The organism is Pseudoxanthomonas sp. PXM02 (assembly GCF_014851805.1).
GTDB lineage: Bacteria > Pseudomonadota > Gammaproteobacteria > Xanthomonadales > Xanthomonadaceae > Pseudoxanthomonas_A.
Genome location: NZ_JACVAK010000002.1, coordinates 1,037,651 through 1,052,092 on the forward strand (window position 1 = coordinate 1,037,651; position 14,442 = coordinate 1,052,092).

Below are 14,442 nucleotides of genomic sequence, written 5' to 3' on the forward strand. Positions count from 1 at the left end.
GGGGGCGGGTCATGGACAAGCGCATGAAGATGAAGCTGTTGGATTACACGTTGATCTCCCTGCTCGCCGGTGCGGCACCGATGGTGGCCGCGCAGGAAGCGACGCCGCCGTCCGCCGATACGGCGGCGGAAGGCGAGGGCACGACCGTGACCTGCGATGCGGAACGCTGCACCGGCGAGGACGGGTTGTTCTTCCGCCTGCGCACGCGCAGCTACGACGAGCCGGTCACCCGCACCAGCGGCACGCAGGCGACGTCGGCGTCGCTGCAGCCCGACCGTCGCGTCACGGTGGAAACGGCGTCGCCGGCCAAGGCCGTGGTGACCGGTAAGTTCTCGATCGACCTGCCGGGTGGCGGCGTGATCTGGGCGACCGAAGACCCCACGCTCGGCCAGCCGGAACTGTCCGTGTCGGCGCCGACGTTCGCGTCGTTCGACGGATCGCGCATCCTCAAGCCCGTGCAGTTCTACGTGCGCGGCAACTATCCGGCCTTCATCGAGCGGATGGAGATCAGCCTGTATCGCGCCAGCGATGCGGACCTGATCGAGCCGCTGGCGACCGTGCCGGTGGACGTGGCGGCGGTGAGCCGTGCCGACTGGGAAGGCGCGTTGCCGGCGAAGTACCGTTTCCGCAAGGGCGACGAGCTGGTCTACGTGCTGCGCGCCACCGGCGCCAATGGCCAGATCGACGAAACCCTGCCGCGCACGCTGCAGCTGGTGTCGCCGGAGGAAGCCGAACGCGGCGCCACTGCGCTGCGTACCAGCACCGAGCGTCAGCTGGGCAATGCGCTGAGCAACGAACAGGCGCAGACGCAGAGCCTGATCGACAGCGTGTTCGCCGAGAACGGCCTGCGCCAGCAGAACATCCCGCTGTACGGCTCGCGCATCCGCATCCAGGGCCGCAACCTGCCGGGCGAAGCCTCGCTGCGCATCAACGGCCAGGATTATCCGGTGGACCTGGAGCGCAAGTTCGTCGCCGAATACCTGGTGCCGGTGGGACGTCACCGTTTCGACATCGCACTGGGCGGCCGCGCCAATGACAGCGCCCAGGCATCGTCGGGCCACACGCTGGACGTCGACGTCACCGGTCGCTACTTCTTCGGCGTCGGCCTGGCCGACGTCACCATCGCGCAGAACAAGGTCAGTGGTTCGGGTGCCGCGTTCGCCAACGACACGCGCTATCAGGACGACGTGATCAGCGATGGCCGGCTGGCGTTCTACGGCAAGGCCAAGTGGCGCGGCAAATATCTGGTGACGGCGCAGGCCGATACCACCGAACGCGACCTGGAGCGTCTGTTCGACGGCTTCACCAAGGCCGATCCGCAGGACATCTTCCGCCGCCTCGATCCGGACCTGTACTACCCGGTCTACGGTGACGATTCCACCACCTATCGCGATGTCGACACGATGGGACGCTTCTACCTGCGCGTGGACTGGGACAAGAACCAGGCACTGTGGGGCAACTACAGCACCGGCATCACCGGCACCGAGTTCGCCCAGTACCAGCGTTCGCTGTACGGCGCGGCGCTGAACTGGCGCTCCAACGCCAGCAACCGCTGGGGCGATGCCGGCAGCGAGCTGCGCGTGTTCGGTTCGCAGCCGGAAAGCGCGCCGGGCCACAACGAATTCATCGGCACCGGCGGCAGCCTCTATTACCTGCGCCATACCGATCTGTTGCCCGGATCGGATGTGGTGACGCTGGAGACGCGCGACCGCACCACCGGCCGCACGGAAAACCGCGTGGTCCTGCAGCGGGGCACCGACTACGAGATCGACGAACTGCAGGGCCGCCTGCTGTTGACGCGTCCGCTCGCGCAGATCAGTCGCGACAACAACCCCACGCTGACCCGCGATACCCCGCTGGACGGCCTGGAACAGCGCCTGCTGGTGGACTACGAATGGGTGCCGTCCGGCTTCGACGCCGACGAACTTACCGTCGGCCTGCGCGGCAAGCACTGGTTCGGCGACCACGTCGGTGTCGGCGCGACCTACATCGATGAGAGCCGCGCGGGCGAGGACTACACGCTGAAGGGTGGCGACCTCACCCTGCAGGCGGGCAAGGGCACGTTCGTGAAGGCCGAGTACGCACGCAGCGAATCCTTCGGTCTGCCGGCGTTCTTCTCCGACAACGGCGGCCTGAGCTTCATCCAGCAGAACGACACCGCCCTCAACCGCGAGGGCGAGGCGAAGTCGCTGGAGGCGCGCGCCAACTTCAAGGAACTGGGCTGGACCGAGCAGGACTGGAGCGCGGGCGCATGGTGGCGTCGCACCGATGCCGGTTACTCCATCTCCCGCTACGACAACGGCCTGCCGGTCACCGAGTACGGCGCTGAAGTGCTGGGCCAGTTCAACGAGAGCCTCCGCCTGTACAGCCGCTACACCCGCGCCGAACGCGGTGCGGACGTGCTGACGCAGGCGCAGGCGACGCTGGAATGGCGCCTCAACGACGACGGCACGCTGGGTCTGGAAGTGCGTCGCGTCGATGAGGAAAGCGGTGCACTCGATGCCGTCGGCACACTGGCGGCGCTGAAGTACCAGCACCGCATCGGCAGCGCCTGGGAAGTGTATGGCGTGGCCCAGCTCACCGTGGACGACGACAGCGGCCGCTACGCGGACAACGACGCCTTCACCCTGGGCGCCAAGCACCTGTTCGGCGACAACTCGTCGGTGGGTGCGGAGGTGACCGACGGTGATCGCGGCAATGCGGCGACCGTCAATGCCGAGTACCGCATCACGCCCGAGCACACGTTCTACGGTGGCTACACCCATTCCACCGACACCACCGGCTACGACTCGCTGTTCAACCCGCAGGGGCAGAACGGCTGGACGCTGGGCCAGCGCTGGCGCATCTCCAGCCAGGTCAACGTGTTCAACGAAAGCCAGTTCCTGAAGGAACGCAACGAGTCCGGCCTGGCGCATACCTTCGGCATGGACTTCTATCCGGCCCGCGGCTGGAACACCGGCTTCACCCTGTCCGAGGGCGAACTGGAGAACGCGCAGTCCGGCGGCGTGGTGGATCGTCGTGCGGTCAGCGTTTCCGGCGGACATACCTCGCCGGAAACCGATTGGCAGAGCAAGATCGAGTGGCGCGAAGACACCGGTGCCGAGCAGCGCGAGCAGTGGGTCAGCACCACGCGCCTGACCCATCGCTTCAGCGATAGCTGGCGCATCGCCGCCCGCCTCAACTACGCGGATACCGACGACAGGCTCAATCCGCAGGAAGGCGCGAAGTTCATCGAGGGCAGCGTGGGCTTCGCCTACCGTCCCTGGAACAGCGAGCGCTGGGGCGTGTTCGGTCGTTACACCTACCTGTACGACCTGGCGAGCATGGGCCAGCTGGGCGGTGCGGAGTACGACCAGCGTTCCCAGGTCGTCTCGCTGGAAGGCGTGTACAAGCACGACCAGCACTGGGAGTTCGCGGGCAAGCTGGCGCGTCGCGAAGGCGAAGTGCGCATGGGGCGGGGCACGGGCGTGTGGCTGGACTCGGCCACCACGTTCGCCGCGGTGCAGGCGCGCTACGAACTTCGCGCCAAGTGGCATGCGCTGGGCGAGTACCGCTGGCTGGACGTCAAGGACGGCGGTGCACGCCACGGCTTCCTGGCCGGCGTGGACCGCGACCTCAACAAGCACTTCCGCATCGGTGCGGGCTACAACTTCACCCGCTTCAGCGACGACCTGACCGACTTCGACTACGACCACCGCGGCTGGTTCATCAACATGACCGGTACCTACTGACCGGTCGAGGGGTGGCGGCATCGAAGGGCAACACGGAAAAGCGGGCTTCGGCCCGCTTTTTCCTTGTGCGCGGACCGGGCAATCCGACGAGGCAGGACACACCATCCCCGTGGCTGCGACGCCTTGTCGCACGTCATCGCCGATAATGGCGGGCATGGATTCCATGAAGATTCGATCGACCGCGCCAGCCTCGCTGTGGAGCGGCCGCGGACTGGTGCTGCTCGGCATCGTGCTTTCCGCCTTCAACCTGCGCACTGCGGTGACCTCGCTGACGCCGCTGCTGGGCACGCTGGGCGACACGTTCGGTTTCGGCGCCACCATGACGGGCGTGTTCGGCATGCTGCCGACCGCGGCGTTCGCGCTGTTCGGTGCGGCCACGCCGGCGCTGGCGCATCGCATCGGCCTGGAGCGCACGGCATTGCTGGCCATGCTGCTGGCGATGCTGGGCCTGCTGCTGCGCAGTGCGGCTGGCGATACGACGGCGCTGATGGCGGCGTCGCTGACCGCGCTGGCCGGCATGGGCATCGGCAACATCGTGCTGCCGCCGCTGGTGAAGCGCTACTTCGCCGATCGCGTGGGTACCGTCAGCACGCTGTACATCACCGTGCTGCAGGCGGGCACCATCCTGCCCGCACTGGTGGCCGTGCCAGTGATGGAAGCGGCCGGCTGGCGCCTGTCGCTGGGCCTGTGGGCCGTGTTCGCCGCGGCGTCGGCGGTACCGTGGTGCCTGCTGCTGTGGCAGGAACGCGCACACCGTTCGCCGTCGGCGCGCGTGCACGATGCGGCGGTCACCGTCGACGACGAAGCGCCCGAACTCACTGCACCGCGTCCCACCGGCCGTGCCTGGCGCTCGCCGGTGGCGTGGGGCATGGCGCTGATGTTCGGCATGACGTCGCTGGTGACGTATTCGATGTTCACCTGGCTACCGAAGCTGCTGGTCGAAGCCGGCGGTACGCCCGCGCTCGGCGGCACGATGGTGGCGCTGTTCTCGGCGCTGGGGCTGGTCGCCTCGCTGACGATGCCGCAGATCGCGGTGCGCATGCGCAATCCCTTCATCGTGGTGGTGATCTGCGCGGGTTTCTATGCCGTCGCGTTCACCGGCCTGCTGCTGGCACCGATGGCAGCTCCCGCACTGTGGGTGGCGCTGCTCGGCCTGGGCCCCAGCACGTTCCCGCTGTCGTTGACGATGATCAACCTGCGCACGCGCACGCCCGAAGGTTCGGCATCGCTGTCCGGCTTCATGCAGGGCGTGGGCTACTCGCTTTCATGTGCGGGTCCGCTCGCGTTCGGCCTGCTGCACGACTACACGCACGGCTGGGCGCTGCCGATGGCCTTCCTGTCGGCCTGCATCGTGGTACTGGTGATCGGTGGTTACCTGGCGTGCCGGCCGCGGTATCTGGAAGATACTTGGCACTAGCCGTCGTCGTTCAAGCCGTCCCTCGTTGACATGGTTTCGATGTCGGCGAAATATTCGACTCCGTCTCGTTCGGCAGGGAGCCGCCAGTGAAGATCATCGGTGTATGGGCTTGCATGGCGTCCTCCATTCTCTGGAGCGCTTCCGCCATGGCGTCCCCGTCGGCGCTCGGGTCGTTTGAGGGTGAGGCGGTCGCACAGCTTCTCACCCTCCAGTCGCTCATCGACAACGATGCCGAACCTGTTTCGGAAGCGCTGCTTGAGTCCGACGCCTGCGCTGTCAGGTTGCTGTCGGGTGTACTGCTCTACCGTCGGGATCCGGACAGGTACCGCAACGCGTTGTTCGCCGAGCTCGTCGTTGATGACTACGCGGAAAGGTCGGCAGGTAAATACAACGACATCGGTGCCGATGAAGTCGTGTCCGTCATGGACGCCGCCGCATCCGTGCCACAGGGAATTACCGATCAGCGCATTCAGATGGTGGCCGGCTTCTGCGCTCTCAAGGAAAAGAATCTCTGGACGAGAACAGGGGATGGAAACCGCCTTTCGTTGGCCCGCTTTCTTCGCGGTGCGGCGCTGTCCTCGCTCCTCAAAGGGACGGACGAAGACACCGTAAGCATCACGAGTGCGATCGACGCCCATACCGCCAGCCGCCATGACTCCGTAGCACCGTAGGATGGGTTGAGCCGCAGGCGATACCCATCATCGCCGCAGCGGACAGTCCACGCGATGGGTATCGCCTTCGGCTCCACCCATCCTACAAATTGCGTCGCCCAACCCAGCGGTCAGGATTGATATGAAAGAAGGCATCGTGTTCGTGGACGTGGACGACACCCTTGTCCGCTCCGTAGGCTCCAAACGCATCCCCATGCCCTCGGCTGTTGAAAGAGTCCGTGAGCTTCATCGCCAAGGCCGTTCGCTCTATCTCTGGAGCTCGGGTGGGGCCGAGTACGCGCGAGCATCTGCCTTGGAGCTGGGCATCGAGGACTGTTTCATTGCGTTCCTTCCAAAGCCTGATGTCTACCTGGACGATCAGCCCGTCCATGAGTGGCGCTACTGCAGGCATGTGCTGCCCGCGAACGCGGACGACGTCTAGTCCTTGGGTTCACCTTATGGGTAGACCGGCTACGCCGATGAAAGCCGCTGCGCTCCACCCATCCTACGAAGCCGCGTAGCACCTCACCCCAACTTGATCTCCAGCTTCGCCCGCATCTGCTGACGGAACTTGGTCGCCAGCGCCGCGAATCCAGCGCCGGTCGGATGCATCTCGTCGAACCACTGGTTGCTGCTGGTCAGCACGCCACGCAGGTCGACGAAGTCGAAGACCTTGCCGGTAGTGCGGTCGTCGCGCAGCGGCACCAGCACGTGGTCGACGAAGCCGTCGATCAGCAGGCGGGCGAATTCGCGTTGCTGTTCGATCCGCGGCAGCACGTGCGCCACCTTGTTGCCGATCCATGGGCCGACGCCCTTCTTCAACAGCGCCGCCGCGCCCAGGTTGCCCAGCGTCAGCTGCGCAGGCCGGCCCAGCTCGCGCGGGTAGTCGTAGGTGTGCGCGAGGATCGGGGTGTTCGGCCGGATGGCCTGGAACGCGGTGACGAAGGCGCGGTAGCGGTCCAGCACCTCCGCGTAGCGTCCGGTATCGACCACGCGCTGGAAGGCGGCGGCAGGACTCATGGGCGTGGCGCCGCGGAACGTGGTCTGCAAGAAGCTGTCGACAAAATCATTGCCGCCGGCGCTGATCAGCACCAGGTCGAACTCGAAGCCGCGATACCACGTCGATAGATCACGGATGCCGCGCGCGGTGAACATGTCCACCGCCAGGTCGCCGCTGTCCTCGGTGCGGAAGAACAGGCCGCCGGCACCGAACAGCGGCACGCCTTTCCTCTCGTCTTCCGGCGCCGGGAACACCAGCCAGTCCAGCAGGTTCATCGACAGCGGCGTGGAGAACCACGAATCGCCTTCGCAGAACACGATGGGCGTGGAAGCGAAGGCAGCGGGCTTGCGGGCGAGGGCGCGGTACAGCGTGCGGAATTCGCCGCGGCGGGTGGTCATCAATGACTGCGAAGCGGGCATCGCGTAACTCCTGTTGTCGGGATCCCCTTATCGGATCAACGCACTTGATGGGCGAGGGCGGCCGCCGCGAGAAGAATGGCATTGCGATGCGGGACAAACGTGTCATGTCGGTGTTGCCTGTCTCCACCCGCCGATCGCGGTTCAGCGGGTGCTGTTTGACCGTGTTCCCGTTCGAACGGAATACTCTCCGTGCACGAGCGTCCACCGGGACGCGTGATCAGGGTGTCAGGGAGAGGGGATGGACCGGAAGTCGATCGTCCTGGTGGCGGGTGCGGTGCTGGCGCTGGTGGCGGGCATGGCCGCCCAGTATTTCTATCCGACCGCAGAGAGCAGTCCGGTGGACGTGGTGGTCACCCTGCTCGGTGCGCTGCTGGTCTTTTCCTGGTATCACTTCGACAGCACCCGGGCGGGCTACCGCCGCAGCAAGGGGCTGAACATCGCGGTCATCCTGATCGCCATCATTGCGCTTCCCTACTACTTCTTCCGCTCCCGTGGTGCGAAGCGCGGACTGGTCGCGACGGGCCTGTTCCTGGTGACGCTCCTGGCATTCGGCCTGTTGAGCTTCGTGGGTCAGTTGATCGTGCATTTCGGCTTCCAGCGCTGAAGCGCAGGCCGGCGCGCAGGCAGGAAAGATTTGCCGGCGACACTCCGATTCCCGGCCTCGACATGCGCGAGCCTTGCGCGCGAGTCTTTCGATCTTGCGCGCAAGCTGCTGGGTGTTGCGGTGCGAGCCGCCAAGACTCGGCCGCAAGTCTTCGAGGGTCGGCCGCAAGTCCCGGAGACTCGCGCTTCTCACATTGAGGCTCGTCCGCGACTCGCCGGGGCTTGCCGCGACAAGCCTCGTCGCCTTGCGCGCGAGGCTCAGGGTGTTGCCGGCGACTCTCCGGGGCTTGCGCGCAAGACGTCGGGGGTGGAGGCCGGCATTCCGAGGCTTGCCGAAGGGTATTTCCCGGCCCGCGGTGGGCCCGCGGACGTGGCCCATGACGCGATCCGGGCGGTTCACGGAAGTCACAACGACTTCCGGCAGGGGTAGGGGGCCGCCCGCGGTGCTATCTAGTCACGTTCCTGACCGATGCTGGGGAGCACTCGCATGACCACCCGTCGTGACCTGTTCAAGCTGGGCGCGCTGGCCGCGGCCGCCGCCGCACTGCCGTCGTTCGCCTCCGCCGCCAATGAAGCGAAGCCGGTCGGCAAGGCGGCCAAGCCGCTGAACATCCTGATCCTCGGCGGCACCGGCTTCACCGGCCCGTTCCAGGTCGAGTACGCGCTGAAGCGCGGCCACAAGGTCACCCTGTTCAACCGCGGCAAGCGGCCGTCGCCGGAGTGGCCGGCCGATGTCGAACAGCTGCATGGCGACCGCAACACCGGCGACCTGTCCGCGCTGAAGGGCCGCAAGTGGGACGTCTGCATCGACAACCCCACCAGCCTGCCGTTCTGGGTGCGCGATGCCGGCAAGGTGCTGAAGGGCAACGTGGGGCACTACCTCTTCATCTCCACCATTTCGGTGTATGCCGACGGCAGCAAGCCCGGCATCACCGAGACCTCGGCGCTGGCGCAGTACAAGGGCAAGGACGCGATGGCGGAAACGCAGGAATCGCTGCGTGCCGACATCGGCAACCTGTATGGCCCGCTGAAGGCGCTGAGCGAAGCCGAGGCGCACAAGCAGTTCGGCAAGAACGTCACCATCGTGCGGCCGGGTTACATCGTCGGCCCGCGCGACGAGACCGACCGCTTCACCTACTGGCCGCACCGCGTGGCGCAGGGCGGCGAGATCCTGGTGCCGGGCGATGGCAACGACCCCATCCAGATCATCGACGGCCGCGACCTGGGCGAGTGGATGATCCGGTTGGCCGAAGCGAAGACCACCGGCGTCTTCAACGCCTGCGGCCCGGATTACACGCTGTCGATGGACGCCATGCTGCACGGCTGCCAGGCCGTCACCGGCGGCGGCATGACGCTGACGCACGTGACGCCGAAATTCCTGGAAGAGCAGGAGGTCGGCCTGCCGATCTGGGTGCCGTCCAAGGACAGCGAGTACGCCGGCTATGGGTCTGTCAGCAACCAGCGTGCGATCGCCGCCGGCCTGACCTTCCGCCCGCTGGCGACCACGGTGCAGGATTTGCTGGCGTGGTTCCGCAGCCTGCCCGCCGAGCGCCAGGCCAAGCTCAATGCGGGCATCACCCGCGAGAAGGAAACCGAACTGCTGAAGGCGTGGCACGCGCGCGGCGCGTGACGGCACTTCTGTCTTGGTAAGGGGAGCGCGTCAGCGCTCCCGTCGTACCAGCATGCGGTCCACCGGACCGCGGCGCTGCCAGTCGGGCACCACGCGTTGGTCGGACCCGACGGTGGCCGGCGTGGCCGCCGACGATCCGGCCGGCACGAGCAGTGCGGGAATCGGTGCGGCGACCGTGGCCCGGCTCGACGCCGTGGGCGTCAGGTCGGTGCCCTGCATGATGCCGAGCGGCGCATAGCCGGTGTAACCGGGGAAGACCTGGCTGAGGTTGGCGTTGCCCATGCGGCGGATCAGGATCTCCGACATCACGCGGCGGTAGTCGGTGGTCACTGGCACGTCGCCGAAGGTGGGCGACAGCGTTTCCGGATTCAGGCCGGGCCAGCTGCCGTAGAAGCGGCGGCCGTTCACCGGGCCACCGAGCACCAGCATCGGGTTGCCGTAACCATGGTCGGTGCCGCCATTGGCGTTCGCCCGCACGCGGCGGCCGAACTCCGACTGCACCACCACCGTCACGCGTGCCATTTCGCCGGTGCCGTTGAGTTCGGCGTAGAACGCGGCGAGGGCGGCCGACAGTTCGTTGATCTTGTTCTGGTAGTAGTGGTAACCGCTGCCGGCCGTGCCCTGGCCTTCATGGGTATCCCAACCGCCCAGGTCCAGCGTGGCGTAGCGCAGGCCCAGGTTGAAGCGGATGGTCTGCGCGATGGTCCACAGCTGCTGCGCGAAGTTGCCCGTCGGCCAGCTGGCGGGCAGGCTGGCGTAGCCCTGCTGGCCGATCAGGCGCAGCGCACCATCGGCGCTGCGGCCGCTGCTCTCCATGCCGGTCTGGCCATTCCACAGCGAGGCCACCGTTTCGGCCACGCCGCGGAAACCGGCGGGGGAATCGGCGCGCGTGCGCTGCCAGCTCCACGCCGTGGTGTTGAGCGAGAAGTCGGAGGGACTGCTCATCGTCATCGCCTCGACCGCGCCCATCAGGCCGGCCGGCTGCGTACCGCCCACGCCCAGGGCGGGCAGGGTGCCGGTGCCGCTGGGTCGCGTCTCCCAGGCGCGCGTCATCCAGCCCGACGGCGAGCCGTACTTCCCGGGTGTTCCCAGGTCGATGTACAACTGCGCGTCGAAGTGGCTGCGCGTCACCGTGGTCGCCATGCCGCAGGCATGCACGATGGCCATCTTGCCGTCGTTCCACAGGTCGCGCAGGCCGGTGGCCGAGGGATGCAGGCCGAAGCCGGTGGCACTGCCGCCGGACAGCGTCAGCGGCAGCGCGCCATAGGCGCCGCTGGTCTCGATCTTCAGGCTGGGACGCGCTTCTTCGTAGAAGCCGCGGTCCGCGCCGTCGACCGGCACCACCAGGTTCAGGCCATCCAGGCCGCCGCGCAGGAACAGGTGCACGACGGTGTCGTAGTTGTTGACGGCAGCGTCGACGGGGTCGGCGAACATCAGGCTGCCGCCGGCGGTGCCGACGATGGCGGCCGCGCCGCAGCCTTTGACGAATTCGCGTCGGGTCAGTCGGAAGTCGGTCATCGGGGCCTCAGCGGCTCAGGAATTCGGGAGTCATCAGGATCAGCGCCACCACGCTGCGCAGGCGCTCGTGGTTGTAGTGCCGCTTCAGGTCGCCGGCCTGCCAGGCGTTGTTGTCGGCGATGACGTAGGTGTCGGGATCACCGTTCTGCGCCATGAAGGCGACCAGTGCCTGCTTGCGTGCCGCCTCGGGCTGGTAGCCGAGGATGCGCGTGCACCAGAAGGTCACCAGCCGGCTCGCCGTCCAGTTCGCCGTTGGCACGCCGGCGCGCGTGGTGTCGACGATCGGGTGCAGCGGCACGTCGTTGTCCTTGCTCTCGGTCAGCCAGCCCAGCAGGCGCCAGGTCATCGCATACGAGTTGGAGCCGGACCAGGCCAGGCCGGTGTCGGGGTAGCCATTCGGCGCCGGCCAGTTGTACGGCGTGTGGCCGGTGAAGCCGTACAGCCACATGAAGTCGCCGCTGCGGCCATGGTCCAGGCGGATCGTCCAGTCGCCGCCGAGCGTGCGCATCGCGGCGACGGCGGCATCGAACGGGCGGCGGTTCTTCTGGCCGAAGCTGTTGAACAGATCATCGGACGTCAGGATGTGGCGCAGCACCAGCTCGATCTGGTTCGACGCGCGCCAGTTGGCGCGGAAGATCGCCGCGGCGCTGTCGATCAGCGCCTGCTTCGGCGTATCGCTGATGAAGCGGCGGATCAGCTTCTTGCAGATGAACTTGGCCACGCGCGGATGGCTGGCCAGCCGATCCAGGACGTCACGACCGTCCTTCAGGGCGGGCTGTTCGGGGTAGATCAGCATGCCGAGCAGGAACTTCGGGCCGGCGTCGTGCCACGACTGCCGGTAGACGAAGGTGCCGTCGTTCTCCGAGGGGAACTGCCAGTGGCCGTTCTTGGCCGACCAGCCGGTGAACGCGGCCGAGGTCTCGTACACGTCGATGTCGGTATAGCCGATCGGATAGCTGGGGTCTTCCGGGCACGGCGGCACCTGGAACGGATCCATGAAGCCCAGGTAGTTCTCGGCGCCGAAGGTGTGCAACTCCAGCAGTTCGCGCGCGAAGTTCTCGTTCGGGCCCGAGCGCGAGTTGTTGATGTTGTCCAGGTAGTAGAGCATCGCCGTGCTCTTGGCGACCTCCTCCAGCATGGCGCGGAAGTTGCCCTTGGCATGGGCGCGGATCACGTCGCGGTCGTAGTGCGCGAACACCGGGCCGGTGCTGAAGTCGTTGCCCAGCACGTTGAAATGGTCGTGCCAGAAGTTGACCAGCACCTCGCGCAACTGGCGGCGCGAGTACACGGCACGCACGAATGCGGCACGCTGCACTTCGTTGGCCGGGCGGATGCGGATGCTGTATTCCGGATCGGCCACCACGTGGTCGGCCCACAGCTGCGTCAGCGATTTGCCCAGCGTGGTGTAACCGGCGGTCGTCAGGCGGTTGGTGACGGCATTGTCGTCAATCGCGTCCCAGTCGAGCTGCCAGTCCACGTAGTTCGCCAGTCGCTGCGCGTCGGTGCTGCCCAGCGCGTTGAACTCGGCGACGGTCGTGGTGGTGGCACCGTAGCTCAGGTGGTTGAGGACGCGCACCGCGAACGGAGGCGGCGCCATCGTCACCAGTTGCGGATTCGAATGACCCTGCATCGTGCGGCCGCCGCTCTGCGCGGCGACGGCCTGCGGTGCCGGCGTGGTGTCCTTGGGGGTGGCGCGCTCGCCGCCCTTCCAGCCGTACAGGCGGTTCAGTCGTTGGCGGACCTGGGTATCGAGATTGGGCAGTGCAGCCTGCCGTGGTCTCGCCGGGACCTGGGCGTCGAGGCGGGCACGCGTGCCGACGGTCTTGCGCCGCCATTGGCCGCGCGCGAAAAGCCGACGCCACGGGACGGTGTAGTACGCCATGCGGATTTCCCTGACTTCCCCGGAATGCGGGAAGTATTGGGCATGAGCAGCACGCGGTTTGCGACCGCGCGCACAGGCCGGTCACGCCATTGGGCGGCTCAGACCCAACCTGTGGCGTAGAACACACCGATGATGACGAACACCGCGGTGGTCTTGATCAGGGTGATGGCGAAGATGTCCTTGTAGGACTGCCGGTGGCTGAGGCCGGTCACGGCCAGCAGGGTGATCACCGCCCCGTTGTGGGGCAGGGTGTCCATGCCGCCGGAGGCCATCGACGCCACGCGGTGCAGCACGTCCATCGGGATGCCCGCCGCATTGGCGTTGGCGATGAAACTGTCGGCCATCGCCGCCAGCGCGATGCTCATGCCGCCCGATGCCGAGCCGGTGATGCCGGCCAGCGCGGTGACCGAGATGGCCTCGTTCACCAGTGGATTCGGGATGGCCTGCAGCGCGTTGGCGACCACCAGGAAGCCGGGCAGGGCGGCGATGACGGCACCGAACCCATACTCCGAGGCCGTGTTCATCGAGGCCAGCAGTGCGCCGCCGATGGCGCTCTTGGTGCCTTCGGCGAAGCTGGCGAGCACCGGCTTCCACGCGAACAGGATGACCGAGGCGATGCCGACCAGCAGCGCGCCCTGCACGGCCCAGATGGCCGCGACCTTGGAGACTTCCTGCACCACCGGCGCCGGATTGCCGATCACCGCGGGCACGAACGACTGGCTTTCGCCGTAGAAGCCGGGAATCCAGCGGGTGAACAGGAAGTTGGCCACGCCGACCAGCAGCAGCGGCAAGATCGCCACCAGCGGATGGGCGAGCTTGTCGCCCTTGAAGGGTTCGGGCTCGTTGCGCAGTTCGTCGGTGCCGGCATAGCCCTCGCCATTGCGCGCGGCCACGCGGCGCCGCCATTCCAGGTAGCTCATGCCGACGATCAGGATGAACACGCCGCCCAGCGTGCCCAGCACCGGCGCGGCCCAGCCGGTGGTGCCGAAGAACGAAGTGGGGATGATGTTCTGGATCTGCGGCGTGCCCGGCAGTGCGTCCATGGTGAAGGTGAAGGCACCCAGCGCGATCGTGCCCGGCACCAACCGCTTGGGGATGTCGCTCTGGCGGAACAGTTCCGCCGCGAACGGATACACCGCGAACACCACCACGAACAGCGACACGCCGCCGTAGGTCAGCAGCGCGCACACCAGCACGATCGACAGCATGGCGCGCTGCGCGCCGACCACCTTGATGGTCGCGGCGACGATCGCCTTGGAGAAGCCGGACACCTCGATCAGCTTGCCGAACACCGCGCCCAGCAGGAACACGGGGAAATACAGCTTCAGGAAGCCGACCATCTTGTCCATGAACAGGCCGGTGAACATCGGCGCGACCAGCGATGGATCGGTCAGCAGCACCGCGCCCAGCGCCGCGATGGGCGCGAACAGGATGACGCTGTAGCCGCGGTAGGCCACGAACATCAGGAAGCACAGCGCGGCCAGCACGATCAGGAACGACATCCACCACTCCTCGGCCTGGGCCGGTTTCAGTGCGGCGAGTATCGGCAGCGGCGCGCCGCCCGTCCCACTGTACGAAGGTACGATGCCGTC

Annotated in this window: 10 protein-coding genes; 6 read left to right on the plus strand and 4 right to left on the minus strand. The window is 66.8% G+C overall.

Features of this window, described 5'->3' with window-relative positions; translation table 11 throughout:
* The first annotated feature begins 23 nt into the window (after window positions 1-23).
* From IB225_RS13510 to IB225_RS13525, 4 genes are all read left to right on the plus strand, one after another.
* Window positions 24-3,731, plus strand: a complete 3,708-nt coding sequence (locus tag IB225_RS13510) for a hypothetical protein (RefSeq protein WP_225583749.1) — start codon at window positions 24-26, stop codon at window positions 3,729-3,731.
* A 163-nt stretch (window positions 3,732-3,894) separates the two neighbouring features.
* A complete protein-coding gene (locus IB225_RS13515) occupies window positions 3,895-5,148 on the plus strand; it encodes an MFS transporter (protein ID WP_192311721.1) in 1,254 nt (417 codons plus the stop codon).
* An 86-nt stretch (window positions 5,149-5,234) separates the two neighbouring features.
* The gene (locus IB225_RS13520) at window positions 5,235-5,819 is read left to right on the plus strand and encodes a hypothetical protein (RefSeq protein WP_192311722.1); all 585 of its coding nucleotides are present in this window, start codon (window positions 5,235-5,237) and stop codon (window positions 5,817-5,819) included.
* Between the two features lie 121 nt (window positions 5,820-5,940).
* Window positions 5,941-6,240, plus strand: a complete 300-nt coding sequence (locus IB225_RS13525; RefSeq protein WP_192311723.1) for a hydrolase — start codon at window positions 5,941-5,943, stop codon at window positions 6,238-6,240.
* Between the two features lie 83 nt (window positions 6,241-6,323).
* Here IB225_RS13525 and IB225_RS13530 read toward each other — a convergent pair whose 3' ends face one another.
* Window positions 6,324-7,196 (minus strand): SGNH/GDSL hydrolase family protein, encoded by an 873-nt coding sequence (locus tag IB225_RS13530; RefSeq protein ID WP_192311724.1) that lies wholly within the window; start codon window positions 7,194-7,196, stop codon window positions 6,324-6,326.
* Between the two features lie 259 nt (window positions 7,197-7,455).
* Between IB225_RS13530 and IB225_RS13535 the strand changes: the two genes are divergently transcribed.
* Together IB225_RS13535 and IB225_RS13540 are read left to right on the plus strand one after the other, a co-directional pair.
* Window positions 7,456-7,821 (plus strand): hypothetical protein, encoded by a 366-nt coding sequence (locus IB225_RS13535; protein WP_192311725.1) that lies wholly within the window; start codon window positions 7,456-7,458, stop codon window positions 7,819-7,821.
* A gap of 486 nt (window positions 7,822-8,307) precedes the next feature.
* Window positions 8,308-9,450: an NAD-dependent epimerase/dehydratase family protein gene (locus IB225_RS13540; protein WP_192311726.1), complete on the plus strand. Its 1,143-nt coding sequence runs from the start codon at window positions 8,308-8,310 to the stop codon at window positions 9,448-9,450.
* Window positions 9,451-9,480: 30 nt separating this feature from the next.
* Here IB225_RS13540 and IB225_RS13545 read toward each other — a convergent pair whose 3' ends face one another.
* The 3 genes from IB225_RS13545 to IB225_RS13555 form a co-directional block, all read right to left on the minus strand.
* Window positions 9,481-10,968, minus strand: coding sequence for a DUF1501 domain-containing protein (locus IB225_RS13545; RefSeq protein ID WP_192311906.1), 1,488 nt, complete (start codon window positions 10,966-10,968; stop codon window positions 9,481-9,483).
* A gap of 7 nt (window positions 10,969-10,975) precedes the next feature.
* Window positions 10,976-12,850, minus strand: a complete 1,875-nt coding sequence (locus IB225_RS13550; RefSeq protein WP_192311727.1) for a DUF1800 domain-containing protein — start codon at window positions 12,848-12,850, stop codon at window positions 10,976-10,978.
* A 98-nt stretch (window positions 12,851-12,948) separates the two neighbouring features.
* Entirely contained in the window at window positions 12,949-14,352 is a 1,404-nt protein-coding gene (locus IB225_RS13555) for a GntP family permease (RefSeq protein WP_192311728.1), read from the minus strand.
* Between the last annotated feature and the right edge of the window lie 90 nt (window positions 14,353-14,442).

Coding starts and splice junctions, on each gene's coding strand:
- IB225_RS13515 (WP_192311721.1), top strand. CDS start 3,895: ATGAAGATTCGATCGACCGCGCCAGCCTCGCTGTGGAGCGGCCGCGGA.
- IB225_RS13525 (WP_192311723.1), top strand. CDS start 5,941: ATGAAAGAAGGCATCGTGTTCGTGGACGTGGACGACACCCTTGTCCGC.
- IB225_RS13550 (WP_192311727.1), bottom strand. CDS start 12,850: ATGGCGTACTACACCGTCCCGTGGCGTCGGCTTTTCGCGCGCGGCCAA.
- IB225_RS13555 (WP_192311728.1), bottom strand. CDS start 14,352: ATGTCGTTCCTGATCGTGCTGGCCGCGCTGTGCTTCCTGATGTTCGTG.
- IB225_RS13535 (WP_192311725.1), top strand. CDS start 7,456: ATGGACCGGAAGTCGATCGTCCTGGTGGCGGGTGCGGTGCTGGCGCTG.
- IB225_RS13545 (WP_192311906.1), bottom strand. CDS start 10,968: ATGACCGACTTCCGACTGACCCGACGCGAATTCGTCAAAGGCTGCGGC.
- IB225_RS13510 (WP_225583749.1), top strand. CDS start 24: ATGAAGATGAAGCTGTTGGATTACACGTTGATCTCCCTGCTCGCCGGT.
- IB225_RS13530 (WP_192311724.1), bottom strand. CDS start 7,196: ATGACCACCCGCCGCGGCGAATTCCGCACGCTGTACCGCGCCCTCGCC.
- IB225_RS13540 (WP_192311726.1), top strand. CDS start 8,308: ATGACCACCCGTCGTGACCTGTTCAAGCTGGGCGCGCTGGCCGCGGCC.